The following is a 25,120-nucleotide window of genomic DNA, read 5'->3' as shown; positions in this document are numbered from 1 at the left end:
GGCCATGCGGAACGAGCCCATAGCGATTGTCGCAATGGCGGGCCTCTACCCAGGGGCCCGTGGCATCGAGGCGCTCTGGCAGCTGCTCGTCACCGCCGAGCCGGCCACAGCGCCTCCGGGTTTGGACGACCTGGACATCGACATCGCCGCATTCCGTATCCCACCGGTCCAGCGCGGCTCGATGAGCAGGATGCAAATACTCATGGTGGAGGCGGCTGGGCAATGCCTCGCCGATGCCGGATATCCGGACCGTCCGCTGCCGAGCGAACGCACTGATGTCGTGGTGGGCACATGTTTCGGGCTCGACCGCCAGTACAAGAACGCACTGCGAATCGAAAGCGCCCGCTACGCCCGGGAACTCGAGCGGGCAGCGGCGGCTGACCACGACGATCGGGTCCGCCGGATCGCGGGTCTGTTCATCGGCGAGTTGCGCACCCGCCTCGCGCATCGTCTCGGCGCCTCGCGCCACGATCGGGTCGGCGAGATGGCGAGCACGATCCCGGCGCGCATCGCGGCGACCTTCCAGCTGCTCGGCCGCACGATCGCACTGGAATCCGCCGACGCGACCTCGTTCGTGGCACTGGAGACCGCGATGACGAACCTGCGCGCGGGCGCCTCCGACGCGGTGCTGGTGGTGACGGGCCAGCGCCGGGAAGGCTCGTTCATCGAGGAAGCCTTGGCCGCAAAGGGTCTCACCACGAGCCAGGATGGGAGCTTCACGTTGTCCGACGGGGTCGGCGCGCTGCTGCTCAAACGGCAATCGACCGCCGTCGCCGATGGCGACCGCATCTACGCCTCGATTCTCGAGTGTGTCCTGCGCCATGAACCCCACCGTGGCGCCTTCCGATACTCGACGACGACGGATGAGCGGTACCTGCTTGCCCAGCAGTGCCATCTGGCCAGCTCGGTGGATCCGGCGGCGGTGCGCTATGTCGAGAACGTAGGACCGGGGATCGCGGCCGTCGGGGCGGCCGACGTCAAGGGGTTCGGCCAGTTGCTCGGTGACGCCGCGCCGGCTTCGGCGGTCTTCGGTAGTGCCATCGATCGGCTCGGCCACACCTTCGCCAATGCCGGCCTTGCCGGTGTCACCAAAGCCGCGCTGGCGCTGCATCACCGCACGGTGCCGCCTCAGCACGCCGGGCTCGCCGGCCCACCCGGTGCGCAATTCCGGATCGCCTCCCGCCGCGAAAGCTGGCCTGCCGAGCCGGAATCCGGGACCAGATACGCGGCCGTGTGTGGGTCCGCCTTGGGCGGCATGCTCAGCTATCTGCTGCTCGAAGGCCACCCAGCACCCAGGTTTGTGACTACTGCGCGCCCCCGCCCGGCAATGAGCACCGAACCGATCGCGATCGTCGGGTTCGGCGGGGCCTTCGCCGGGTCCGCGGACGCGGCGAGCTTCTGGGCCAACAGCCGGTCCGGTCACGGGGGAATCGGCCCGGTGCCCGCGACCGTGCTCGATCGCGACCTGTATTTCGCGCCCGGCGAAATCACGCTCACGCACAGCTATTCCGAGGTCGGTGCGGCCATGCGGATACCGGATCGGCCACCGGCCGCGCTGCGCATCCCCCCGCGCCGCTACGCGGCGATGGACCCCGCACATCGCATCGCACTGTCGGTGGCCGGCGAAACGCTCACCCGGTACGGGCGGGCGGCGGCGCTGCGCGATCGCACCGGTGTCGTGGCGATCGGGAGCACGCTGTGCCTGGCGACGGAGCGCAGGCGGGCCGGCGAGCGGTCGTTCCACGAACTGGAGTCCGCTGCCGCCGATGTCGAGGCCTTCGCAGATCTGCCCGCAGCCGCTCGCACCCGGATTCTCGAGCGGGCACGCCGCGCCTACGCTCCTGGTGCGGAGCCGCTCGTGCCCGCGGACCTGGACGGATGGCTCGCCAGCGGCGTGGCGGGTGTCATTGCGAGCGAATACCAACTGCGCGCTGTCCCCATGGCCGTCGAGGCCGCCTGCGCGTCGGCGCTGGCGGCGCTCGACCTTTCGGTCAGTGCCCTGCGGATGGGCCGCGTCGATTTCGCCCTCGCGGGGGGAGTCGAATTGGCCTGCACACCGCGTGACCTGGTGCTCTGCTCGGCGCTCGGCCTGCTGTCGCATACCAGGATCACCCCATTCGACAGTGCGGCCGACGGATTCAGCCCCGGCGACGGCTGTGCGCTGTTCCTACTCAAACGTCACTCCGACGCGCAGCGCGACGGTGACGAGATCTTCGGCCTGATCCGTGGCGTTGGCGCCGCCAACGACGCGAAATCGCTGATCGCGCCCTCCGTCGATGGCCAGATCAGAGCCATGCGGGCAGCTTTCGCGCAGGTGGACTACGAGCCCGCCGCGGTGGACTATCTCGAGGCGCACGGAACCGGAACCCGCGTGGGGGATCGGGTCGAAATCTCCGCCACGGCAGCTGTTTACGCCGCACCGCAGCGTACTCGCCCGCTGGTGATCGGCTCGGTGAAGGCATTGATCGGCCACACCTTCGCGGCAGCGGGCGGAGCCGGATTGCTGCACGCGCTACAGGCCATGCGCGCGGGCGTGTATCCGTACAACACACACCTGACCACGATCAACCCCGATTTGCCATTGCATGACATCCCCGCGTTGCTGCCTCGGGCGTCGGCTCCGTGGCAGGCGGAATCGGGCAGGCCACGACGGGCGGGTGTGAGCTCCTTCGGCACCGGCGGCATCAACTACCACCTTCTCCTCCAAGAAGACGGGCAGGACCGAGCCAGATGAACTTCGATCTCCCCGCGGACACCGAGGCGATGTGCGCGGCGCTGACCGCATTCGCCCGCCGCGACCTGGGCGGCACCGGAACCTTTTCTCCCCAGGACTTCCGGCGCCGCTGGCAGCTCGCCGGCAGCCAGGGGATCCTCGGCGCGACCGTGCCCGAGGAGCACGGTGGTAGCGGCCTGGATGCCGTGTCGGCGGTCGCGCTGATGGAAGCCCTCGGGTTCGGCACCGCCGATACCGGATTCGGCTTCTCGGTGGCGGCACACCTGTTCGCCTGCCTGATGCCGATCGTCGAATTCGGCACTCCCGAGCAGCAGTCGTACTGGCTGCCGCGGTTGAGTTCCGGGGAATTGATCGCGGCGCACGCCATCACCGAACCCGAAGCCGGTTCCGATATTTTCGCCATGCGCACCACCGCCGAGCGGCGCGGTGAGGAGTATGTCCTCAACGGCGTCAAGGCATTCACTACGAACGCACCCGTCGCCGATGTGTTCATCGTGCAGGCTGTCACCACCCCCGGCGGCGGATTCTTCGGGCTGACCACCTTCATCATCGAAGCCGGGACGCCGGGACTGCACACGGGCCCGGCCTATGACAAGGTCGGGCTGCGCGGTTCGCCGACAGGGGAGGTGCACCTGGACCACGTCCAGGTGCCCCTGGATTGCGTGCTCGGCAGTCCAGGGGCGGGCGCCGCGGTGTTCTCCGATTCCATGCAGTGGGAGCGCACCTGCCTGTTCGGCGTCTATCTCGGCGCCATGCGGCGCGTCCTCGACAGCACCATTGAATTCGCGAGTGAGCGTGTGCAGTTCGGTGTGCCCATCGGCGAGTTCCAGGCGGTGAGCCATCGCATCGTCGACATGGTCATGCGGGTAGAGTCCGCGCGGTTGTTGCTGTTCAAGGCGGCCGCGGACCTGACCCGGGGCGGTAATGGTGAGGTGTGGCCGGCGCTGGCGAAGATCGCGGTCAGCGAGGCGGCGGTGCAGGTTGGCCTGGACGCCATCGGGGTGCACGGCGGCCTCGGCATCACCGATGGCGCAGCCGAAACGCTGCTCCGCGATGCGCTTCCGTCACGAATCTTCTCCGGCACCAATGAGATTCAGAAGAACAATATTGCGCGCGCACTGGGACTCGGTCGGCGCGGGCCGGTCCGGCGGCGCTGAAAGGGGAGACCAGCCATGCAGGTCATCGTTCATCTCATTCAGCTTCATCCCGGCGTCGACCCAACTGCATTCGAATCGTGGGTGCGAACAACTGATTACGCCACCTGTCCCCAACTGCCCAGTGTCCGTGCCTTCAGCGTGCAGCGCGCGGCCCAGTCCGCGGGCGAGCCCTGGCACTATTTCGAGATCATCCAGGTGACCAGCCACACCGACTTCGAAGCCGATATGCGCACTCCGGCCTTCGCCGGCCTGGTGAGTGCCTTCGACACGATGGCGTCGGTGGTGCAGGAGTTCGCCGGGGTACGGCTGGACCCCGGCTACACGGCTACCTGATTCCATCTCAGCGTTTTTCAGCTCGCATCGACAGCATCCTGCGCCCGCTTCCCGACACGGGGGAGCACGCGGTCCAGACCGGCGGGCAGCCACCAGTTCCAGTCACCGAACAGCTTGATCAGCGCGGGCACCAGCACGAGGCGCACCAGGGTCGCATCGATGGCGATGGCGATGGCGAGCGAGAAACCGAACTGCTTCAGCTCCGGGACCGGGGCGATGAGGAAGCTACCGAAGACCGCGACCATGATCGCCGCCGCCGCGGTGATCGGGCGTGCGGTGTGCTCGATGCCGACGGCTATGGCCGAATCGGTGTCGTGACTGTCCTCCCAGGCTTCCTGAATGCGGCGGATGAGGAAGACCTCGTAGTCCATCGACAATCCGAACAGCAGCACGAACACCGTGATGGGAATGTAGACCTGTAAGAATCCGGAGCTGGTGAAACCGAGCAGTCCGGCGCCGTAACCCCATTGGAAGACCGCGACGGTGAGCCCGGTGGCCGCGGCGGTCGCGAGCAGATTCATCAGGACAGCTTTCACGGGCACGGCGATGCTGCGGAATATCACCAGCAGGAACAGCAGCGACATGCCGAGGACCAGCATGATGACCCAGGGCAGCTTCTGCGTGGTCTCGTCGGACAGATCGACGAAAGCCGCTGTCGCCCCGCCGACCAGAACCTGTGTATCCGGCATATCCCCGGCCAGGTCGTCGCGAATGTGGCGGACCAGGGCGATAGCTTCCCCCGAGTCGATGGCTACCTTCGGCACCACGTTGAGCAGAATCCGGCCATCATTGGTCAGGGTTTCGATATCACCGACGCGGTGATCCCCGGACAAGGTGGTCGCGAGGACATGGGCCTGCTGCCGGCCCGCATTGTCGAGCGCGTCGTCGCCGCGCCCGGTGATGACTACCTGAACCGGGGACACCGCGCCGGGGGAGAACGAACGGTCGAGAACGAGCTGCGCCCGGGCAGTCGGCTGGTCGCCCATGGACGTGGTACCGAGATCGATGCCGTAGCGCAGGCTACCGATCGGGAGCGCGGCGACCACCAGAATGGCCCCCGCCGCCGTCGCGAACAGGAGCGGACGGCGCATCACCAGGTGCGCCCAGTGTGCCCACAGGCCTCGCGCGGCGCCGGAGTCGGAGCGCACATCGGCGGGGCGCCATTTCGGGGGCAACTGCCACTTGTTCACCCGGGGCCCGAGAACGGCCAGGACGGCGGGCAACAGCGTCAGCGCGGCGATCAGCGTGCAGATCACCGACACGAGGACGCCGGTACCGACCTCCCGGAAGATCGGTGAGTCCATGATGAAGAACGAACACACCGAAATGCCCACCACCACACCGGAAAACGCGATTGTGCGGCCCGAGGTGGCGATGGCGACCCCGGTGGCCTCTGCGATCGCCGCCGGGTCGGGCCCGGTGATCGCGCGCCGGGCGAGTTCTTCGCGGAACCGGCTGACGATGAACATCGCGTAATCGATGCCGATTCCGGTGCCGATCATCGTGACGATGGTGATCAGGAAAGCGTCGAAGGTCAGCCCGAAGCTGAGCAGGTAGAGCACACCGAAGGTGAGGGTGAGCCCGGCGATGGCGAGCAGCAGCGGCAACGCGGCGGCCAGCGCGGCGCCGAAGGCCAGCACCAGGATCACCAGCGCGAGAGGCAGGCCGATCGACTCGGCTTCGGTTGTCGCTGCGGTCTCCACCGCGGTGAGATCGTTCGTAATCGGCGAGAAGCCGGTCACATTCGCCGTCACTCCCGCCCCGGCGGCCCCGGCGACTGCCCGCTGTAAGGCGGCCGCGCGCGCGGGCAGTGAGCTCGCGTCACCCTCCAAGCCGACCAGCGCCAAGGCCGCGTGCCCATCCTCGGATACCTGATTCTTCGCGATCGGATCGAACGGCCCGACCACGGTGACCACTCCGGCTTCGGCGCGGGCCGCCGCCAGCACGCGATCGATGACGGCCCGCCGGCCGGGATCGGCGACAGTGCCGTCCGGACTGTCGAACACAATGACGTCCTGCTCGTTACCCAGGCCGGAGAAATGCCGTTGGACCAGTGTCGAGGCTCGCGTCGACGCCGCTCGGTCCACCCCGTAGTCCGGGGCCTTCAGCTGGCCGGCCAGGAGCGGGAAAACTGCGCCGCACGCGATCGTCAGTACGACCCAGGCCGTGATGACCAAGCGGCGGTGGCGTGCCATCAGGGCACCCCAGTGGTGGCGTCTCATCCTGTGTCTCTCGCTAGTCGGGATGCGCATGCTCGTCAGAGCACACGCAACGATGCGGCCGGATCCCGGCGGGGTGACGGGGGGAAATATCGTGCTGAATAGCCCAGGCGTGCAACGAAGAACACCCGCCCGGTCAGCGCGAACTCGGTTTGGAACCGGGCGCGCAGGTCCTCGTGCTGGATGACGATGCTGATCGGGTGCAGCACCAGGCCCGCGTCGGTGGCCCGCAGCCATACATCGGTGAGTATCTCCCCGGCGGTGAGCAGCTCGTCGTCGCCGGCGGCCGAATCCGGCAGGCTCAGCGCGACCACCGCCGGCGAACGTCGGACGACAGCGGCGAGCTGTCCGGCGAGAATCCGCGGAAACCCGGTCGCACTCAGCGCCCGCATGGTGGCGGGTGCCAGCACGATGCGCCGCAGCAGCATTTGTGGGCGCGAGAGCGGGCCGAACAGGTGCGTGTAGGTGAAGCCATCGCCGCGATCCTGTGCTTCGGTTTCGGTGCGGCGGATGAAGGAGTGTGTCTCCCGCCACGCCGCGGAGTGTGCGAAATCCCGGCCGGCGTGGCGAGCGACGAAGCGCGCAAACCGGTTTCGGTCGACTTCAGACTTCAGATACCGTAGATGAATTCGTTGCCTACCCTCCGCGTCGCAGCGGGCCAGCATGTCCAGAACGCCCGCCGGGACTGGCTTGTCCAGGTACGGCCCCCGATCGGTCTGCCGCGCCACGGCGAGATGCCGTAACTGCGTGAGCGATTCGGCCGTCTCGCCAGCGCGCTGGAGCCGGACCAGTCGCAGCGGACGCCAGTCGGCGGGGAGGCCGAACACGCCGAGGTCAGCGGCTGCCGAGGTCACGACAGCGCGCACCATCCAGCCCTGGGCGGCCAACGCCCGCTGCGCGAGTCGCCAGAACAGCCCGCAGCTGAGCTGCATTTCCGCGTGATGGGCGGGCAGTGCCTCGAGCTCGCGGGCACGATCGGCTGCGAGCAGCAGGAACTCGTCACCGGCGTCGGAGTCGGCGCACAATGCCGCGGCGCGACGGCGGGCCAGGTCGCTGACGACCTGTGCCAAACCCCACGGCTGGCTGTTGTGCGAGGACGGTGATCGTGCCGCGATGTCCGCCGCTGTCGCCAGCGCCGCGCTGAACGAAAGTTCCGCCTGCCGACGCGAACTCCGGATTGTCATGGTCATCTCCGTGCTCTACCAGATCAGGGCCAGGGAGTAGCCGGTGCGCTCGACCGCCCAGGCACGCTGCGGCCATCGGTCGGCGGCGGCCGCGGTTCGCAAGTGCGGGCCTGCCGCCCAGTGGTATTCGCCGTCCGGGCGCCACCGGGTGAGCCGCACCTCGCGGGGATCCACGCGCAGGCCGAACCCGAAATACTTGAGTACCGCCTCCCGGCACGCCCACCGCAGCGGCGTCCCCATCGTGTCGAGCCGCGAGTGTCCGCCGCCGGTCTCCGCGGGGGTCGCGGACCCGAGCCCGGCCACCAGCAGCGGCGAGAACACCCGGTTTCGTTCCAGGTCGATCCCGACCGGACCGGACATGCACGCCGCGACGGCGAGATCACCGGAGTGCGAGATGCTGATCCCGACAGCGGCGTCCACCACCGGCATACCCGCGCGGGGCCCGGCGCCGATGGTCCGCACCACGATGTCATTGGTGGCGTCGCGGATGTCGAAATGCCGCTGCCGGTACGCCTGGACGGCATGCTTGGCGGCCAGCCGTCCGGCCAGCCACTCGGCGCGACGCTTGGGAGTCGGCAAGGCCGCCGCGTGGGCCGCCTCCGCGGCGGACATATGCAGTGCCGTGGACGCCGAATTTATCGACACGACGGCAATAGTCGGCCCCCGGGCCGCGTGTGAAATGTGCAGCGGCCGCGCGGGATCCAGTATGCAATTCTCGCGTAGCGGCATTTCCGAAATCTCCAGTTGGTGGATGGTGTCATTCTCGGTGCTGCCGTTGACGATTCCGCTGACCAATTGCTGACGTATTGTGCCGGATCACCGCAGGTAGGCTCGATCCTCGTCAGGATTGCGGAAAGTATTGACCTGCTGTCGTTTCCGTGGGTAGCTTGGCCCGAGTTCGTCCGAATCGATTATCAAGTACGACCCCGATTCCGCGAGTGTTCGATTCGCCGAATACATATCGGGTCGTTACGTAGGGGCTGGCATGAAGACCTCGTCCATGGATACTGTCGTCGCCGCGCGCAACTGGGTCGATCTCGTCGCCACGCGAGCTCGGCAATTCGGTGATCGCACGGCATATATCTTCCTCGATGGGAACGGTCGGGAATCCGACGTTCTCACCTACCGCGAGCTGGATCGGCGTGCCCGGGCGATAGCGGACCGATTGGCCACTCGGCTCGACCGCGGCGACCGTGCGCTACTGCTGTACCCGGCCGGACTGGACTATGTCACCGCGTTCTTCGGATGCCTCTACGCCGGCGTGATCGCGGTGCCGCTGTACGAGCCGACGCGCAACCGGGCCGAGCAGATCGACGCGGTCGCACGGGATTGCGCCGCCGCCGTGCTGACCACACACGACATCGTCCTGCACCGATTCGCGTACGGCACGCAGCACTCGTTCGCCGCCCTGCCGCGGGTCGCCACCGATGCGTTGCGGGGTATCGATGACCCGGAACCGGCGACGACGACAGTCGACGGCTCCACCGTCGCCTACCTGCAGTACACCTCCGGCTCCACGGCCACGCCCAAGGGCGTGATCATCGACCACGCCATGGCGCTGCACCAGAGCGCGGACATGGCCCACTGCTGGCAGGTCGTGCAGGACGACACCATCGTGTCGTGGCTGCCACACTTCCATGACTTCGGACAGGTCACCGGCATCCTGCTGCCTGTTTACGCCGGGTGCAGCGCTGTACTCATGGCACCGTCCACCTTCGTCAAGAACCCGGTCCGCTGGCTCGACGCCATCACCGCCTACCGCGGAACCCATAGTGGCGCACCGAATTTCGCACTCGACCTGTGCGTGGACAAAACCACACCGCAGCAGCGCGCCGCACTGGACCTCAGCAGCTGGCGGGCGTTGAGCAATGGCGCCGAGACTGTGCGCAAGGCCTCGCTCGACCGCTTCGAGGCCACGTTCGCGCCGTGTGGGCTCAGCGCAACCGCGCTTACGCCCGGGTACGGCCTCGCCGAGGCCACTCTCAAAGTGACGTGCGCCGATGTGCGCGGCAGGCGCCTGGCGGTGCGATTCGATCGACAGGCACTCGGTCTCGGCAAGGCCGAACCGACCGCCGCCGCGGATGGCGTCGACTGTGTCGGCCTCGGCGTCACCGCCTTGTCCACCGAGCTCGCCATAGTCGACTCGGCAACCGCGTTTCCCCTGCCCGACGGCCGGGTCGGCGAGATCTGGGTTGCCGGGCCTGCCGTGTCGCCCGGCTACTGGCAGCGGCCGGAGGACACTGCACGGACCTTCGGCGCCCGGATCGAGGGCGACGACCGCGGCTGGCTGCGGACCGGTGATCTCGGGTTCGTGTACGCGGGCGGGATGTTCATCTGCGGTCGCGTGAAAAACATGCTGATCGTCAACGGTGTCAACTACTACCTCGAAGACATCGAGGGCACGTTGGCCGACGGGCACGATGCACTGCGGGCGGGCAGTGTCCTGGCTTTCGGCATCGAGAGAGGCGGGCAGGAGGGCCTGGTCCTCGTGGCTGAGTACCGGCCGGAAAGCGGGACCGAGCCGGCGCCGCTGGCCGTAGCGATGGTTGAGCTCGTCGCCCGGCGGCACGGCGTCCATCCGGCGGCGGTCGTCCTGATCGCCCACGGCACGATACCGCGCACTACCAGCGGAAAACTGCGCCGCCAGCAGTGCCGCAACGACTTTCAAGCCGGCCGACTGTCCGAGATACACCGCTGGGAAGGCGTGACCACCACAATGACGGAAACCACCACTGAGCACAGTGCCCCTGATTCATCCGGCGTGCGGAGCATGAGCGAGCTGATGCGGCTCGGTTTGATCGAGCAGGTGCGGACCTGGATGGCGAACCGCCCAGGCGCCGATGGATCCGCCCTGGATCTGAGCCGATCGCTCATCGACCACGGCCTCGGCTCGATCGACCAGATCGATCTGCACGAAAGCCTCGAGACCTGGGCGGGTAAGCGGTTCCCCGCGGAACTGATCTGGGATTCGAGAACCGTCGAGGACATGGTGGAAGCCATTGCCGACGCCTTGAGCCCCGCGACCGCGAGGATGTGAGATGCGACTTCGTTCTGTAGCGGCCGGTCTGCCATCGCGCACGGTGACCAACGCGGATATCCTCCGGATGATCGCCGAACACAGCTCGGGCGGTTTCGATGGCAACCTCGACGACACGTTGCGCGCGATCGATTCCATGCTGCGTTACACCGGTTCGGACGAGCGTCGCTGGCTCGACGCCGGCGAGCGGCCGATCGACTTGCTCCGGAACGCCACGAAAACCGCGCTGGACCAGGCGCAGGTGCGCCCGTCCGAGGTCGATCTGCTGATCTACACCGGTATCGGGCGCGGATTCATCGAACCCGGTGGTGCCTACCATTGCGCCACCGCTCTCGGGTTCGGCGAACCGGACTGCTTCGACATCATCGACGCCTGCATGAGCTGGACGCGTGCCGTGCAGGTGGTGGAATCGATGATGCGGACGGGTCGCTACCGCACCGCGGTGATCGTCAATGCGGAGTTCAGTCTCCGGATGGGCGGGATGGTGTTCCCCCACCTGTTCACCTTGCCCAACCGGGAAGCGCTCGCCTCGATCTTCCCGGCCTACACCCTCGGGGAGGCCGCGACGGCGACCGTACTGAGCGCGGAGGATGACCCGTGGGATTTCCGGTTCGTCTCCCGTCCGGATCTGGCACCGCTGTGCAATGTGACGTTGCCGGGCTATGAGGGCTTCTGCGAACCGTCGGACGAGCTGGCCGCCAACGGTGTCGGGTACTTCAGCTCGTTCGGGGCGCAGATGCACGAAGTCGGCGTGGCCGACACGCTGGATGTCTTCCAGCGTCTCGCGGTGAATCCCGAGAAGGTCTCCGCACTGTTCACCCATGCCTCCAGTAAGCGCCAGTGGCAGCTGATGGCCGACAGCGTCGGGCTCGGCGAGGTGATCCATCACATCTTCCCCACGACCGGCAACATCGTGTCGGCGTCGGTGCCCGCCGCGATGGCCTCGGCGATCGCGGCCGGTGCACTGCGGCGAGGTGAGCGCGCGGTCGGTTGGGTCGGCAGTGCCGGAATGTCTTTCGGCGCTTTCTCTTTCGTCTACTGACGAGCATCGGAAACGGGGTAGTCACATGCTCACACATCTCGCCAAGGCCGTTGGCTGCGTGGCGCTCGGCGCTGCCGAGTACTCGATCGGTTCGATGCGCCCGCGTAAGCAGGACAACCGGGAGGAGCGGCGTGCCCACGCGATCGTCGACTTTCTGCTGCGGATGGGGCCGATCTACATCAAGATCGGCCAGATCGCGGCGACCAGATCGGATCTGCTGCCCGAATCCTGGGTGAACAACCTACGTGTGTTGCAGGACAACACCCCGCACATGAGCGAGGACCGGACCCGGCGGGCCATTGAGCGTGAGATCGGCGCCCCATTGGCATCGAGGTTTCGGTCGTTCGACCTGGTGCCGATCGCCAGTGCCTCGGTCGCCCAGGTACACATCGCCGAACTGATCGACGGCCGCAAGGTCGCGGTGAAGCTGGTCAAGGATTCGGTGCCCGCCCAGATCGAGAACAGCCTGCGGTCACTGCGCACCGCGGTGCGGGTGGCCCACGCCGTGGCGTGGCCGGTGCGGTACCTGGACCTGCCCACACGGTTCGACGAAGTCGCCAGGCTGCTGCGGCCACAGGCCGACATGACCCACGAAGCTACCCAACAGCGGCGCATCCACGCCGACTTCGCGGCGCACCCATTCGTGAAAGTACCCGCGGTGCTGGACGAATACGTCACCGAGCGGATGCTGGTGATGGAGTACATGGCGGGCATTCCGGGCAAGGACGCCGCCACGGTGGGGGTCCCCCCCGAGCGCCTCGCGCAGCGGCTGCAGGACGCGATCTACACGATGCTGTACATGCACGGCATCTGCCACGGGGATCCGCATCCGGGCAACGTCATGTTCACCACCGACGGTGAAGTGATACTGGTGGACTACGGCGTCACCGCCGAGCTCAGCGAGGACGAGAAGTGGGGTCTGTCCTCCTTCTACTACGCGTGCAGCCGCAAAGAATGGGGTGTTGCCGTCGAGCGGTTCACTCGGCACTTTGTGCTCGCCGCGCCGACCCTGGCCGAGCGTCGCGAAGCCTACGACGCGGAAATGGTGCAGGTATTGCGCCAGCATTTCGACATCGCCTACAACAGGTGGTCGACTGTTGCCTACTTCAACGACGTCAACGCGGTGCTGCGCCGCTATGATGCGCGGTACACGACCACGTTCACCAAGGTGGAGTTGGTCTTCCTGTCGGGTGAAGGTTTCGCGACCCAGATCGACCCTGACATCGATATCTGGTCGAATGCACGCAAATTCACCGATCGCTACGCGCCGTACATGAGCGCCGAGGTGGAACAGCGGTTCGAAGCCGAATTCCAGGAGCAGATGCCCGCGTCGCTGGCCATGCGCGATCGCGCTCGAACGACGCTCGTTGCGCCGACGCACATCGACCGCTACTTCTTCCCCAGTAACTTTCCGGTGTTCGTCGAGGAAGCCGTCGGCGGCAGCGTGACCGATTGCGATGGAAACACTTTCATCGACCTGTCCGGCGGCTACGGGCCGCACTTGCTCGGGTATGCGCATCCGGCGATCAACGCCGCGATCGCGGGCGGTTTGGCCAAGGGGCTGGTGAACGGGATCGGCAACACACCGGAGTTGGAGCTGGCCGAGAAGCTGGTCGCCGCCTTTCCAGCCGCAGAGAAGGCAGTGCTGTGCAATTCAGGTACCGAATCGGTGCTGTTCGCCATCCGGATGGCGCGCGGATATCGGCGGCGGACCCGGGTGGCGAAGTTCGAGGGGCACTACCACGGCTTTTCCGACCAGGCGATGGTGAGTTCGTGGTTCCGGTTCTCCGGCACCAAGGACCGTCCCGAACCGATGGCCGGCTCGCTCGGCACCGATCCGGCCGCGGTCGCGGGCACCATCGTGATGCAGTACGGCGATATCGCCGGTCTGGCCCGGCTGCGCGAACACGCTGACGAGCTGGCTTGCGTTGTCCTGGAACCCATGCCGACCTCGGTGGTCACACTGAACGTGGACTTCCTGCGCGAACTGCGCGGCCTGTGTACCGAACTCGATATCCCGTTGATCTTCGACGAGGTGGTTTCCGGTTTCCGGGTCGCTTACGGCGGCGCGCAGGTGCTCGCCGACGTGCCCCCCGATCTCACCTGCCTCGGCAAAGTGATCGGCGGCGGGCTGCCGTGCGGGGCGGTGATCGGCAAGGGCTATCTGATCGATATGGCCAAGAGTTCGCAGGATCCGTTCTACGACTACGAGAACAAAGTGTTCGCAGGTGGCACGCTGAGCGGCAATTCGCTCACCTGCACAGCGGGTCTCGCGGTGTTGGACCACCTCGACAGCCACCCCGAGATCTATCCCCGGCTCGAAGCCAATACCCAGCACCTCGCGCAGCTGATGCGAGAGGCGACGCAGTCTCGGGAGATCGCCTGCCGGATCAATGCCCAGCACTCGATCTTCTCGCTGAATTTCAGCCACCGCGCCGCAGGGCTGTATCGGGAACGGATGGCGGGCAGCAACTTCAAAGCTACGATCGCGCTGGCGTACTACATGCGCAAGCACTACGTCTACCTGCCCGAAATGCACAGCTTCTTGATCAGCGCCGCGCACGGTGTCGAGGACCTCGACCAGATCGCGCACGCCTTCGAGAAGAGCCTCGACGAAATGCTGGCCGACCAGCTGTTCGTCACCTAGGAGTGATGGGCGGACGGCAATCTGCGGTGCCGTCGGACCCATCGCAAACCACTCACCGCGGTACTCCTTCCAACCCCGAGGAGGTACCGCGGTGAGTGCTGTGCGGGTCGGTCGGTGCGAAGGCGACCCGTTCCAGCAGTTCCAATGCCTCGGCGAGGGTCGCCATTTCGGTTGGGGCGAGCTGCTCGGCCAGGGCGCGGGTGAGGAAGCCATCCGTGGCTGTGGTCCGTATCCCGCGCACCCAGCCGCGCCCTTCTTCAGTGAGCGTGAGCCGGATTCGGCGGGCGTCCATGCTGTCCCGCTTGCTGACGACCAGGCCGCGGTCCCGCAGACCATCGACGACATTGCGGATGGTCTGGGGTCTGAGTCGCTCGATCTGCGCCAGGTCCGCCGAGGACATCGGGCCGCCGCGCTCGAGGCGGCCGAGAACCGATATCTGGGTTAGCGTCAAACCCGCGAGTGCGCTGTCGTTGCGGGTGTGTCGCAGGATCAGACCGGAGACGATCCGCAGCCAGGCCGCCAGCGCTGTCACGTCGATGTGCTGCCGCTCCCCGTCCGGGTCGTCCCGTTCGGCGATCGCCGGTCGCCGGTCCGATACGGCCTGCGGCCAGGTGGTTTCGGTGATCGGTGGGTAGGACCTGCGGTAGCGGTGGATACGAGGGTGTCGATACGTCATTGCGTCCCTTCACGGCGGGCATGTGGACCGCAAACCAGTCTCGATGACAGCCGCCGTCGAATTCTGTACCGAGTGCGACAAACTCTTACCCCGATGCGACACCGGGTACGCCGAGGGCGGCCGCACGGACGGCACTGGGGGTCCGGCCCCACCAGCGGTGACTGCACCGGGTGAAGGCGGATTGACTCGAGAGGCTGAGCAATCCGGCGATCTGGTTCAGCGACAGAGTGGTCCCGGTCAGATAGCGGTGCGCGACCCGCTTGCGCACGTCGTCGACGATGGCGGTCAGGCTGGTGCCCTCCCGTTCGAGCCTGCGCTGCACGGTGCGCCGGTGCAGGTGCAGTGCGTCTGCCACCCGCTCGAGGTCGGGGGCCGTGCTACCGAGCAGTCGCGAGACCACGGCGGCGACCTGTGGCGCCAGCTCGGTGCGTTCCTCCGGGAGCTGGCGGGCCAGCATGGCCAGCGCGAGTTCGCGCACCTGCCGGTCGCCGGTCCCGGCGACCGGCCAGGTCAGCACGGCGTGTGGGATGCGCAACAGGGCCGCGGGCCGGCGGTCCCGCACCGGCGCCTCGAAGAAGTTCTCGTACACCGACAGTGGCGCCGGCGCTGGATAGGGCAGCTCGACGCTGCGCAGTCCGTAACTGCGGCCCGCCAGCGTCGCGATGATGCGGTGCATGCAGCCCAGGCCGAAGTCGTTGGCCTGCCAGGTCCCCTGATCGTAGGTCGGCGGACCGTACCGGAGCGCGACAACACCGGTGGCCTGATAGGGGTCCGGGACGACGGTGATGCGCAGCGACCGGCTGTGCACGGAGAGGTATCGCGACGCAGCATGCAGCGCGCCCGAGAGTGTCGAAGAGTTGTGCAGCGCCATCGCCAGGGCGCCGAGCATTCCGGTACCGGTGCGTTGGGCGAGGCGTAGTCCGATGTCCGGGCAACCCAGCTCGGTCGCCGCCAGCCGCAACGCTTCGGCTACCGCCAGTTCCGGTATCGGCAAGTCGTCTTCGTCCAATGCCCGAATCGGCAGCCCCGCCCGGGTGGCGTATCGCTCGGGATCACCTCCCAGTTCGTTGATGGTCGGGCGGAATGCTCGCAGCGAAGCGGATCTGGCAACGGATATATCGGACACGCCGGATAGCGTATGTCGCGCAGGGCGAAGTATCGGTCGCGAAGGCGGGGTGATTTCTCACATCGGTGTCCGATCCATATGTCGATATTGCACAGCAAATGCAACTGCACGGTGCCGCACCGCAATTCACTGATAGCCTTCGCCAGGTGAATCTGAACCCGGCGCATATGCGGACATCCTTAGATCCCGCCTTCAGCCAGGTCGGCAATATCTTTGCGCTGTCGAATGATGTGCTGCGCAAGACGTTCAAGCGGCCTTTTCAATTCAGGGAGTTCATCGAACAGTCGTGGTTCGTCGCGAGTGTTTCGATCCTGCCCAGTGCATTGGTTGCCATCCCGTTCGGCGCCGTCGTGGCATTGCAAACGGGATCGCTGATCAAACAACTCGGCGCCGAATCGTTTACCGGCGCGACCAGCGTGCTGGCCACCGTACAGCAGGCCGCGCCGGTGGTGACGGCGTTGATCATCGCCGGCGCCGCGGGTTCCGCCGTCGCCGCCGATCTCGGCTCCCGGACCATCCGCGAGGAGATCGACGCCATGGAGGTGCTCGGCATCGATCCCGTGCAGCGGCTGGTCGTCCCGCGAGTCCTCGCGATGATGCTGGTGGCGGCGCTGCTCAACGGCCTGGTCTCGGTGGTCGGCATCGGGGGCGGCTACTTCTACAATGTGCTCCTGCAAGGCGGCACACCCGGTGCGTACCTGGCCTCGTTCTCGGCGCTGGCCCAGCTGCCCGACTTGTGGGTCGGGGAAATCAAGGCGCTGCTGTTCGGATTCATCGCCGGCGTGATCGCCGCCTACAAAGGTCTGCATCCCGGCCGCGGCCCGAAGGGTGTCGGCGAGGCGGTGAATCAGTCGGTCGTCATCACCTTCATGATTCTCTTCTTCGTGAATTTGATCGTGACGCTGGTGTATCTGCAGATCATCCCCGCCAAGGGGGCGTGATCGATGGCGACGAAGTACCACCCTCCGCGTATTGCCAAGACGACCCGCCGACTCGGCGGAATCGTCCGTGCGCCATTGGATGTCATCGATCGTGCGGGCGAGCAGATGGTGTTCTACTCACGCACCGTCGCCTGGATACCGCGCACGGTCGTGCACTATCGCAAGGAGGTCATGCGGCTGCTGGCCGAAGTGACCTTCGGGAGCGGCGCGCTCGCGGTGATCGGCGGCACGATCGGCGTCATCGTCTTCATGTCCGGCTCGGTCGGCGTGGTTGTCGGCCTGCAGGGCTTCAAGGCTCTCGACGCGCTCGGCAGCTCGACCTTGACCGGCTTCCTGACCGGCTACATCAATACTCGCGAGATCGCGCCGCTGGTTGCGGCGCTGGCGCTTTCGGCGACGGTGGGCTGCGGTTTCACGGCACAACTGGGCGCCATGCGAATCTCCGAGGAGATCGACGCGCTCGAGGTGATGGCGGTACCCGGTGTGCCGTTTCTGGTGTCCACCAGGGTGATTGCCGGTTTCGTCGCGGTGATCCCGCTCTACGTCGTCGGGCTGCTCGGCACCTTCGTCGCCTCTCGGCTGATCAGCATCTGGTTCAACGGGCAGTCCAGCGGATCCTACGACCACTATTTCGGGCTGTTCCTCCCACCGCAGGACGTCCTCTATTCCTTCCTCAAGGTGCTGGTCTTCGCGTTCGTCATCATCCTGGTGCATTGCTACTACGGCTTCCACGCCACGGGCGGGCCGGCCGGGGTCGGCGTCGCGGTCGGCCGGGCGGTACGCGCGGCCATCGTGCTGGTCAATGTGCTGGATCTGTTTCTCGGCCTGGCCCTGTGGGGCACGACAACCACCGTCCGGATCGCCGGATGAGCAGGGAGCTGGAGCATTGAATACGATGCGGAAGACGCGTGTCCGGATGGCGGGTATGGCGTTCTTCACGATGGCCGGTCTGTTCCTGTGGACCACCATCGCGATCTACAACAAGGAATTTGTCCGAACCGTGCAGGTCACGCTCGTGACCGACAGCGCAGGAAACGCCTTGGCCCGCCACGCGGATGTGAAGGTGCGCGGAGTCACCGTGGGCGAGGTGCGGTCCAGTCGCAGCGACCGCGGCCAGGTAACGCTGGACCTGGCGATCGAGCCGGGCAAAGCCGGCCTGATCCCGGCGAACGCGACCGCCCGGCTGCTGCCGAAGACCCTGTTCGGGGAACGGTATGTGGCACTGGTCGTCCCGGCCGATCCCAGCCCGGCGCGGCTGGCCTCGGGCATGACCCTGCATCAGGACCGTAGCGGCAATGCAATCGAGGTCGGCAAGCTGCTCGACGACCTGATGCCTTTGCTGGACGCCATTCCACCGCAAGATCTCGCCGCTGTACTCGGCGCGCTCTCGCAGGCGCTGTCCGGGCAAGGTGACGCGCTCGGTTCGACTGTGGACCAGCTGGACACCATCTTCGGCGACGTCAACGCGGTGATGCCGGAACTGCAGCAGGGGTTGCAACGCTTCGCCACGGTGGCGGCAACCTACTCCGATGCCGCGCCGCATTTGGTCGAGGCGCTGAACAACTTCCGCACCACCAACGCGACCGTCATCGACCGGCGCACCGATATCGAAAACCTGTACGCGACAGTGACGCCGAGCTCGTCGAGGCTCGCCGACTTCCTGATCGCCAATCGCGACAACATCATCGACGTCGCGGCCGACTCGCGCCCTGCGATGGAGTTGCTGGCCAAACACTCTCCGACCTATGCCTGCACGCTGGCGAATTTCGCCCAGATCAAGCCGCGCATCGATGAAATCTTCGGCAAGGGGACGAAGATGCCGGGTACCAGGGTGACGATCGAACTGGTCAACAACCGCGGCCGGTATTTGCCCAACCAGGACGAGCCGCGCTGGCTCGACCCCCGTGGCCCATGGTGCCTGCCCGAGATGCCGCTCGGAATCGACCCGGGCCAGTACCCGAGCGGGCCCCCGAACGACGGCGGCTACCAGCCGCCCAGCCGCAACCCCGGCGACCAGACCAGCGGGCATCTGCCGGAGCCGCAGCTTCGGGTGTTCCCCGCCGCGCAGCCGCCGACACTGGCCGGATCACCCGGTGAACAGGATTCACTCGGCGCGATCTACGGGGCGGCACACGGTGTTTCGCCAGACTCCGTGCCCGGCTGGCTGACCAGGGCCGCCGCGCCCGCTTTTCGCGGCAGTGAGGTGAGTGTCCGATGAGCGGACGTCGGCGTGGCCTGGCCGGCCCCCTCGTCAAAATGGCCGCATTCGTGGTGGTGACGGTGTTCGTGACCACGATGCTGGCACTGTCGATCGCCAACTACTCCGGCGGCGGCACCGTGTTCAAAGCTCGGTTCACCGACGTGACCTCCCTCGCGCCCGGCGACGAGGTGCGTATCGCCGGAGTGCGGGTCGGCACGGTCACCGCGGTCGGGATCGTGGACCGGCGCGAGGCCGAGGTGGAATTCGAACTGCACGACCGGAATTGGCTGCCGGCATCCGTTGCGGCCACCATCCGGTACCGAAACCTGGTCGGGCAGCGCTACATCGCGCTCGAGCAGGGCGCGGGCGAGCAGGGTCGCAAGCTGAATGCGGGTGCCACGCTCGGGTTGGACCGTACCCGCCCCGCGCTCAACCTGACCACGTTGTTCAACGGGTTCCGGCCGCTGTTCCGCACGCTCACCGCGGAAGACGTGAACAAACTGTCCTACGAGATCATTCAGGTCTTTCAGGGCGAGCAGGGCACCATCCACGACCTGGTCGCCTCGACGGCGGCGCTGACCAACAGGATCGCCGACAAGGATGTGGTGATCGGGAACCTGGTGCGTGACCTCACCGCCGTGCTCACCACCGTCAACGACCACGACGACCAGTTCGACCAGTTGATCGTGAACACCGAGGCGCTGGTGAGCGGCCTGTCCGCCGAGCGCGACATGGTCGCACGGTCGGTGACCTCGATGGGCAATCTGGCCGCGGCCACCGCGGATCTGCTGGTTCCGGTGCGCCCGACCCTGCAGGGCTCGATCGCGGGTTTGAGTGAGCTGACCGCCACCCTCAACGAGCGTTCCGACGAGGTGAACACCGCACTGGCGACCCTGCCGGTGAAGCTGGAAAAGCTCGGCCGCGTCGGCAGTTACGGCGGCTGGTTCCAGTTCTATCTGTGCGGCCTCGACATTCAGCTCGGCACGGGCGCCAAGGACGCGCCGCAGCTCAACCTGCCCACCATGCCGACGATCAACCAGCCCTTGTACACCAACACGGCCACGCGCTGCCACGGAAAGGCCCGCTGATGGAATACCGGACATTGCACCGCGGCAAACGCAGTCCCGCCGCGCTGGGCCGCCTCGGCATTGCCCTGGTGCTGCTGGCCACGATCGGCGTCTTCTTCCTGGACCGGGTCCCGTTGCTCGGAGCGAGCACCAGCTACACCGCGGAGTTCACCGAAGCCGCCGGTCTGAAGACGGGCAATGAGGTCCGCATCGCCGGGGTGAAGGTCGGTCAGGTGTCCGATGTCCGCCTCGACGGTGACAAGGTACTCGTCGAGTTCCGCACCTCCGGCGCCTGGATCGGCAACGAGACCACGGCCTCGATCCAGATCAAGACGGTGCTCGGCCAGAAGTATCTGGCCCTGGACCCGAAGGGGTCCGCGCCTGCCGATCCGGACTCGCCGATTCCACTGTCGCGCACCCTGTCTCCCTACGACGTGGTCGACGCGTTTACCGACGCTGCCGACAATATCGACGGGATCGACACCGCGCAGCTGGCCACCAGCATGCAGGTGCTCTCCGAGGCGTTCGCGACCACACCGGCCGAGATCCGCAGCTCCATCGACGGCATGGCCCGGCTCTCGGCAACAATCGCCACCCGGGACGACCAGCTGCGGAAGATGTTCGACGCCACCAGCGCCACCACGGCCGTGCTGGCCGAACGCAATGCCGAGTTCGAGCGGCTGCTCGGTTCCGGCGGGGCGTTACTCGCCGAGCTGAACATTCGCCAGCAGGCCATTCACCAATTGCTCACCGGCGCAGAGTCATTGGCCGCGGAATTGAGTGCGCTGGTGAAAGACAACAAGGACCAGATGGGGACCGCCCTGACCAATCTGCGCACCGTGATCGGAACCTTGAACGACAACCAGGCCAACATTGCCAAGACTCTCGAGCTGGCCGGCCCCTTCTACCGGCTCTTCGCCAACGTGATGGGCAACGGCCGCTGGTTCGAGGCCGTCATTGTGAATCTGGCCCCTCCTGCCCTGCCGGAGATTCCCGGCGTCCGGCCACCGATCCGCACCATCGGAGGTAACTGACGTGGCATTCAGGATTCGCTCCCTGCCCAGCATCGCGATCGCAGTGGTCGTGGCGTTGGTCGCGACCTTCGCCCTGTGGTGGGGATACGACCGGGTCACCAGCACCCGGATCGCCGCCTACTTCGAACGCACTGTCGGCATCTACGAGGGTTCGGATGTGCGGATCCTCGGTGTGCCGGTGGGTTCGGTGGAGTCGGTGGAGCCGAGTGGCGACCAGGTGAAAGTAGTGCTGCGAGTGGAGCACCGCTTCGACGTGCCCGCCGACGCCAGGGCCGCACTGGTGACCCCTTCGGTGGTCTCGGATCGCTACATCCAGCTCAGCCCGGTCTACCGTGACGGCCCGAAAATGGAAAGCGATGCGGTCATTCCGCGCGAACGCACCGTCACTCCGGTGGAAGTCGACCAGCTCTACCAGAGCATCACCGAACTCTCCGATGCTCTCGGTCCCAACGGTGCCAATAAGGAAGGCGCGGTGAATCAGTTGGTCCGCACCGGCGCGGCGAATCTGGCGGGAAATGGCGAGGCGATGGCCGACTCCATCACCCAGCTCTCCCGCGCGGCGCGCACCCTGTCGGATTCGCGCGGCGATATCGTCGAGACGGTTCGCAACCTGCAGACTTTCGTGTCCATGTTGACCACCAACGATCAGCAGGTGCGCGAATTCAACACGCAGCTCGCTGATCTGGCGGGATTCCTGGCCGGCGAGCGCGAGAATCTCGGTAACGCACTGAATCTGCTCTCGGTCGCCCTCGGTGATGTCGCCGACTTCATCGCCGACAACCGTGACCTCGTCGCGGACAACGCGGATGCGCTGACCACACTGACCAGAACCCTCGCCGACCACCGCGACGACATCGCGGCGGTGCTGCCGGTGCTCCCGGTGGCGATGAGCAATGTGATCGGCATGCACAACGGTGAAGCCGGCACCCTGGACATGCGGTCGAACTTCTTCGACCAGCTTCAGGACCCGTTCGGGACCATCTGCAAGTTCATGGACTTGGGCAAGCTGATGCCGGGCAATCCGACCTTCGACGAGGTCAGCCGGCAACTGCGGCCGCTGCTGGACCATTGCTCGACCATCGCCGCCTCGCTGGCGGCCGCAGTGAAATCTCCGATGATCCTGCCGTTCGGCATTCTCAGCGCCGAGAACATGCAGCGCGACCCGGTGCCGGGGACCGTGCCCGGCACACCTTCCAACCAACTGCCACCCTCGGAACAGGGAGATCGATGATGAGCGGACTTCGCTGCACCGCACGCGATTTCGGTGCCGCGTTGGTGATCGCGGCGACCGCCGCGCTGGTGAGTTCGTGCGCCTCCGACGGCATCTACAGCGTCGCACTGCCCGGCGGGGCCGATATCGGTGCGCGTCCGATGACGATCGACATCGAGTTCGATGATGTGCTCGACCTGGTACCGCAGTCCGCAGTGAAGGTCGATGGCGTCCCGGTGGGCCGGGTCGAGGAGATCACCCTCGCGAGGGATATGTGGACCGCCAGTGTGCGTACCGTGGTGAACTCCTCGGTCGAGCTGCCGGTCAACGCGCGAGCCGAGGTGCGGCAGTCGAACCTGCTGGGGGAGAAGTACATTGAACTTTCCCGGCCCGATCATGGCGAGGATCCGGCCCGGCTCACCGATGGTTCGGTGATCCCGGTCGCCAATACCCGCCACGCGACCGAGGTCGAGCAAGTGCTCGGCGCGATGTCGCTGCTGGTCAACGGCGGCGGCGTGGCGCAGTTGCAGCCCATCGTCAGCGAGCTGAACAAAACCCTCGGCGGGCGCCAGGACAAGGCCCGCTCCCTGCTGGAGCAGGCCACTACTCTCATCGAGGGCCTGAACACTCAGGTGAACGACATCACGGCGGCGATCGACGGCCTCGCCACCCTGAGCGGGCGGGTGAGTACCCAGACCGAGCAGATCGGCGCGATCCTCGACGAACTGCCCGAGGGCATCAGGATTCTCGAGGAGCAGCGGCCCCAGCTGATAGCGCTGTTGACCCAGCTCGACCGGGTCGGGCAGGCCGGCTTCGACGTGCTGAACACCGCCAAAGCCGATCTGATCAAGGACCTGACCGCGCTGCGGCCCGTCCTGCAGGAATTGGGCAAGGGCTCCGACGATCTGGTGACCGCGCTGCCGCTGATGCCCACCTATCCATTCCCGGACGCGGTGCTGGAGAGCACCTTCGGCGGTTCGGTCAACACCTGGCTCTCGGTCGATATGGAGATCGGCGTTCTGATGAACAATTTTGGTGTGGGTAAACCTGATCCGGTCTATACCCCCCCGCCGTTCGGGCCCTCGGTTCCGGTGAACCCGGACAACCCGTACTACAACGGCAACGGCCCGCGTCCGGGCTGGCCGACCATCACATTGCTGCCGACACTGCCGATACCGCACCTTCCGACGCTGCCGGGTGTGCTGACACCGATGCTGGAACAACTCGGGTTGACGCCCGCTCCTGCTGGGGAAGGTGGTCCGCGATGACCCGTCTGGTTCGGTATCAACTGATCGCCTTCGTGCTGATCGCCGTGATCGGTGTCAGCTATGTCGGTGCCACCTATGTCCGGCTCGACGAAATGTTCGGGCTCGGGGTCTATCACGTGCGGGTCGAGTCGGCGGAGACCGGCGGCCTTTACCAGGGCGCGGAGGTGACCTACCGCGGCGTCCCAGTGGGCCGGGTCGGTGAGCTCGAACTCACCGAGGCGGATGTGACGATGCGGCTGGATATCAGCTCGGACGCGCCGAAGATCCCGGCATCGGCGACCGCGGTGGTCGCCAACCGCTCAGCCATCGGGGAGCAGTACCTCGACCTGCAGCCGGACAGTCCGAACGGGCCTTTCCTGCGGAATGATTCGGTGATTCGCGGTGCGGTGACACCGGTCGCGGTCGAGCAGCTGCTCGCCGAAGTGGACCACTTCACCAACTCGGTGGACCTGGCCGCGCTACACACCAGCATCACCGAACTCGGAAGAGCGTTCCACGGCAAGGGCGATGACCTGCAGGTTCTCGTCCAGTCGCTGAACAACATCACCGCCGACTTCCACACGTCCCTCCCGCAGACCATCAAGTTGATCCGCGACGGCCGGATCGCCTTGGGCACCCAGGCCGAACAGTCCGGTGCCATCCGCGAATTCAGTGATGGCCTCGACCAGCTCACCGCGCAATTGCGCGCGAGCGATCCGGATGTGCGTCGCATGATCGGTACCGGCACGGATGCGGGCGAGCAGATCGACGGACTGCTGGTCGAGAGCGGGGCCGCGATCACCCAGAATTTCGCCTCGTTGCGCACCATGCTGAAGACGGTGTCGCCGAAATTCTATGCACTGCAACCAATCCTGATGATGATGCCGCCGATCTCCTTCGGTGGTTCGGCCGCTGCACCTGGTGACGGCACGACCCACTTCGGCTACGTCTTCGAGCTGAACTACCCGCCGGCCTGCTCGGTCGGATACGAGGGTACCCGGAAAATCCTGGCGGATATGAAGGCCGCGAATCCAGACTTCGACGACACTCGCGACGACTTCCCGTTCAACACCGAAGCGCAGTGCACGGTGCCCTTCGGTAACCCGACCGCGGTGCGCGGTGGTGCGCGCGCCGAATTCGCCGACCCGAGCATCCCGCAGCCGTGGGACGGCACTCCGAAGTCCGACCCGGACAAGCTCGATGTGAGCCCGATCGCCATCCAAGTGGCGACCCTGCTCGGGGTCACGCCCAAGCGGTGACCGACAA

General features: G+C 66.3%; 19 protein-coding genes. 14 read left to right on the top strand and 5 right to left on the bottom strand.

Annotated elements, in window-relative coordinates:
- Positions 1-4: 4 nt before the first annotated feature.
- The 3 genes from AB0M45_RS02935 to AB0M45_RS02925 are packed head-to-tail and all read left to right on the top strand — an operon-like array spanning position 5 to position 4,224.
- The gene (locus AB0M45_RS02935; protein ID WP_364322236.1) at positions 5-2,734 is read left to right on the top strand and encodes a polyketide synthase; all 2,730 of its coding nucleotides are present in this window, start codon (positions 5-7) and stop codon (positions 2,732-2,734) included.
- The gene (redW, locus tag AB0M45_RS02930) at positions 2,731-3,891 is read left to right on the top strand and encodes an L-prolyl-[peptidyl-carrier protein] dehydrogenase (protein WP_364322234.1); all 1,161 of its coding nucleotides are present in this window, start codon (positions 2,731-2,733) and stop codon (positions 3,889-3,891) included. Before AB0M45_RS02935 ends, redW begins: the two co-directional genes overlap by 4 nt.
- A gap of 15 nt (positions 3,892-3,906) precedes the next feature.
- Complete coding sequence (locus AB0M45_RS02925) at positions 3,907-4,224, top strand: hypothetical protein (protein WP_364322232.1); 318 nt, start codon at positions 3,907-3,909, stop codon at positions 4,222-4,224.
- 17 nt (positions 4,225-4,241) lie between these two features.
- Here AB0M45_RS02925 and AB0M45_RS02920 read toward each other — a convergent pair whose 3' ends face one another.
- The 3 genes from AB0M45_RS02920 to AB0M45_RS02910 all read right to left on the bottom strand — a co-directional run bounded on the left by AB0M45_RS02920 (position 4,242) and on the right by AB0M45_RS02910 (position 8,272).
- Positions 4,242-6,419 carry an MMPL family transporter gene (locus AB0M45_RS02920; protein ID WP_364322230.1) on the bottom strand — a complete coding sequence of 726 codons (2,178 nt, stop codon included), beginning with the start codon at positions 6,417-6,419 and terminating at the stop codon, positions 4,242-4,244.
- Between the two features lie 62 nt (positions 6,420-6,481).
- Positions 6,482-7,627 (bottom strand): hypothetical protein, encoded by a 1,146-nt coding sequence (locus AB0M45_RS02915; protein ID WP_364322228.1) that lies wholly within the window; start codon positions 7,625-7,627, stop codon positions 6,482-6,484.
- Between the two features lie 15 nt (positions 7,628-7,642).
- Positions 7,643-8,272: a hypothetical protein gene (locus AB0M45_RS02910; RefSeq protein WP_364322226.1), complete on the bottom strand. Its 630-nt coding sequence runs from the start codon at positions 8,270-8,272 to the stop codon at positions 7,643-7,645.
- Positions 8,273-8,612: 340 nt separating this feature from the next.
- Here AB0M45_RS02910 and AB0M45_RS02905 point away from each other — a divergent pair, with 340 nt between their 5' ends.
- Genes AB0M45_RS02905 through AB0M45_RS02895 form a run of 3 tightly spaced genes read left to right on the top strand, consistent with a single transcriptional unit; the run spans position 8,613 to position 14,353 of the window.
- A complete protein-coding gene (locus AB0M45_RS02905) occupies positions 8,613-10,664 on the top strand; it encodes an AMP-binding protein (RefSeq protein WP_364322224.1) in 2,052 nt (683 codons plus the stop codon).
- Position 10,665: 1 nt separating this feature from the next.
- Positions 10,666-11,706 (top strand): 3-oxoacyl-[acyl-carrier-protein] synthase III C-terminal domain-containing protein, encoded by a 1,041-nt coding sequence (locus AB0M45_RS02900; RefSeq protein ID WP_364322222.1) that lies wholly within the window; start codon positions 10,666-10,668, stop codon positions 11,704-11,706.
- A gap of 25 nt (positions 11,707-11,731) precedes the next feature.
- Entirely contained in the window at positions 11,732-14,353 is a 2,622-nt protein-coding gene (locus tag AB0M45_RS02895) for an aminotransferase class III-fold pyridoxal phosphate-dependent enzyme (protein ID WP_364322220.1), read from the top strand.
- Between the two features lie 52 nt (positions 14,354-14,405).
- Here AB0M45_RS02895 and AB0M45_RS02890 read toward each other — a convergent pair whose 3' ends face one another.
- Together AB0M45_RS02890 and AB0M45_RS02885 are read right to left on the bottom strand one after the other, a co-directional pair.
- A complete protein-coding gene (locus AB0M45_RS02890) occupies positions 14,406-15,029 on the bottom strand; it encodes a MarR family transcriptional regulator (protein ID WP_364322218.1) in 624 nt (207 codons plus the stop codon).
- A gap of 85 nt (positions 15,030-15,114) precedes the next feature.
- Entirely contained in the window at positions 15,115-16,155 is a 1,041-nt protein-coding gene (locus AB0M45_RS02885; RefSeq protein ID WP_364322216.1) for an AraC family transcriptional regulator, read from the bottom strand.
- Positions 16,156-16,322: 167 nt separating this feature from the next.
- Between AB0M45_RS02885 and AB0M45_RS02880 the strand changes: the two genes are divergently transcribed.
- The 8 genes from AB0M45_RS02880 to AB0M45_RS02845 are packed head-to-tail and all read left to right on the top strand — an operon-like array spanning position 16,323 to position 25,113.
- Complete coding sequence (locus tag AB0M45_RS02880) at positions 16,323-17,096, top strand: ABC transporter permease (protein WP_364322571.1); 774 nt, start codon at positions 16,323-16,325, stop codon at positions 17,094-17,096.
- 3 nt (positions 17,097-17,099) lie between these two features.
- Positions 17,100-17,966: an ABC transporter permease gene (locus tag AB0M45_RS02875; protein WP_364322214.1), complete on the top strand. Its 867-nt coding sequence runs from the start codon at positions 17,100-17,102 to the stop codon at positions 17,964-17,966.
- A 25-nt stretch (positions 17,967-17,991) separates the two neighbouring features.
- On the top strand, positions 17,992-19,314 hold the full coding sequence (locus tag AB0M45_RS02870) for an MCE family protein (RefSeq protein ID WP_364322212.1): 1,323 nt from the start codon (positions 17,992-17,994) through the stop codon (positions 19,312-19,314).
- Positions 19,311-20,384 carry an MCE family protein gene (locus tag AB0M45_RS02865; RefSeq protein ID WP_364322210.1) on the top strand — a complete coding sequence of 358 codons (1,074 nt, stop codon included), beginning with the start codon at positions 19,311-19,313 and terminating at the stop codon, positions 20,382-20,384. Before AB0M45_RS02870 ends, AB0M45_RS02865 begins: the two co-directional genes overlap by 4 nt.
- The gene (locus AB0M45_RS02860) at positions 20,384-21,397 is read left to right on the top strand and encodes an MCE family protein (RefSeq protein ID WP_364322208.1); all 1,014 of its coding nucleotides are present in this window, start codon (positions 20,384-20,386) and stop codon (positions 21,395-21,397) included. Before AB0M45_RS02865 ends, AB0M45_RS02860 begins: the two co-directional genes overlap by 1 nt.
- Position 21,398: 1 nt before the next feature.
- Positions 21,399-22,628 carry an MCE family protein gene (locus AB0M45_RS02855; protein WP_364322206.1) on the top strand — a complete coding sequence of 410 codons (1,230 nt, stop codon included), beginning with the start codon at positions 21,399-21,401 and terminating at the stop codon, positions 22,626-22,628.
- A complete protein-coding gene (locus AB0M45_RS02850; protein ID WP_364322204.1) occupies positions 22,625-23,875 on the top strand; it encodes an MCE family protein in 1,251 nt (416 codons plus the stop codon). Before AB0M45_RS02855 ends, AB0M45_RS02850 begins: the two co-directional genes overlap by 4 nt.
- Positions 23,872-25,113 (top strand): MlaD family protein, encoded by a 1,242-nt coding sequence (locus AB0M45_RS02845; protein WP_364322202.1) that lies wholly within the window; start codon positions 23,872-23,874, stop codon positions 25,111-25,113. Before AB0M45_RS02850 ends, AB0M45_RS02845 begins: the two co-directional genes overlap by 4 nt.
- The last annotated feature ends 7 nt before the right edge of the window (positions 25,114-25,120 follow it).

The sequence above is a fragment of the Nocardia sp. NPDC051787 genome, from assembly GCF_040681325.1.
In the GTDB taxonomy this organism is placed as follows: domain Bacteria; phylum Actinomycetota; class Actinomycetes; order Mycobacteriales; family Mycobacteriaceae; genus Nocardia.
Note: the sequence above shows the minus strand (reverse complement) of the source record. Positions and strands in the feature narration are given on the sequence as shown.

Coding starts and splice junctions, on each gene's coding strand:
- AB0M45_RS02915 (WP_364322228.1), bottom strand. CDS start 7,627: ATGACAATCCGGAGTTCGCGTCGGCAGGCGGAACTTTCGTTCAGCGCG.
- AB0M45_RS02850 (WP_364322204.1), top strand. CDS start 22,625: ATGATGAGCGGACTTCGCTGCACCGCACGCGATTTCGGTGCCGCGTTG.
- AB0M45_RS02905 (WP_364322224.1), top strand. CDS start 8,613: ATGAAGACCTCGTCCATGGATACTGTCGTCGCCGCGCGCAACTGGGTC.
- AB0M45_RS02870 (WP_364322212.1), top strand. CDS start 17,992: ATGCGGAAGACGCGTGTCCGGATGGCGGGTATGGCGTTCTTCACGATG.
- AB0M45_RS02860 (WP_364322208.1), top strand. CDS start 20,384: ATGGAATACCGGACATTGCACCGCGGCAAACGCAGTCCCGCCGCGCTG.
- AB0M45_RS02875 (WP_364322214.1), top strand. CDS start 17,100: ATGGCGACGAAGTACCACCCTCCGCGTATTGCCAAGACGACCCGCCGA.
- AB0M45_RS02865 (WP_364322210.1), top strand. CDS start 19,311: ATGAGCGGACGTCGGCGTGGCCTGGCCGGCCCCCTCGTCAAAATGGCC.
- AB0M45_RS02880 (WP_364322571.1), top strand. CDS start 16,323: ATGCGGACATCCTTAGATCCCGCCTTCAGCCAGGTCGGCAATATCTTT.
- AB0M45_RS02925 (WP_364322232.1), top strand. CDS start 3,907: ATGCAGGTCATCGTTCATCTCATTCAGCTTCATCCCGGCGTCGACCCA.
- AB0M45_RS02890 (WP_364322218.1), bottom strand. CDS start 15,029: ATGACGTATCGACACCCTCGTATCCACCGCTACCGCAGGTCCTACCCA.
- AB0M45_RS02920 (WP_364322230.1), bottom strand. CDS start 6,419: ATGGCACGCCACCGCCGCTTGGTCATCACGGCCTGGGTCGTACTGACG.
- AB0M45_RS02845 (WP_364322202.1), top strand. CDS start 23,872: ATGACCCGTCTGGTTCGGTATCAACTGATCGCCTTCGTGCTGATCGCC.
- redW (WP_364322234.1), top strand. CDS start 2,731: ATGAACTTCGATCTCCCCGCGGACACCGAGGCGATGTGCGCGGCGCTG.
- AB0M45_RS02900 (WP_364322222.1), top strand. CDS start 10,666: ATGCGACTTCGTTCTGTAGCGGCCGGTCTGCCATCGCGCACGGTGACC.
- AB0M45_RS02895 (WP_364322220.1), top strand. CDS start 11,732: ATGCTCACACATCTCGCCAAGGCCGTTGGCTGCGTGGCGCTCGGCGCT.
- AB0M45_RS02935 (WP_364322236.1), top strand. CDS start 5: ATGCGGAACGAGCCCATAGCGATTGTCGCAATGGCGGGCCTCTACCCA.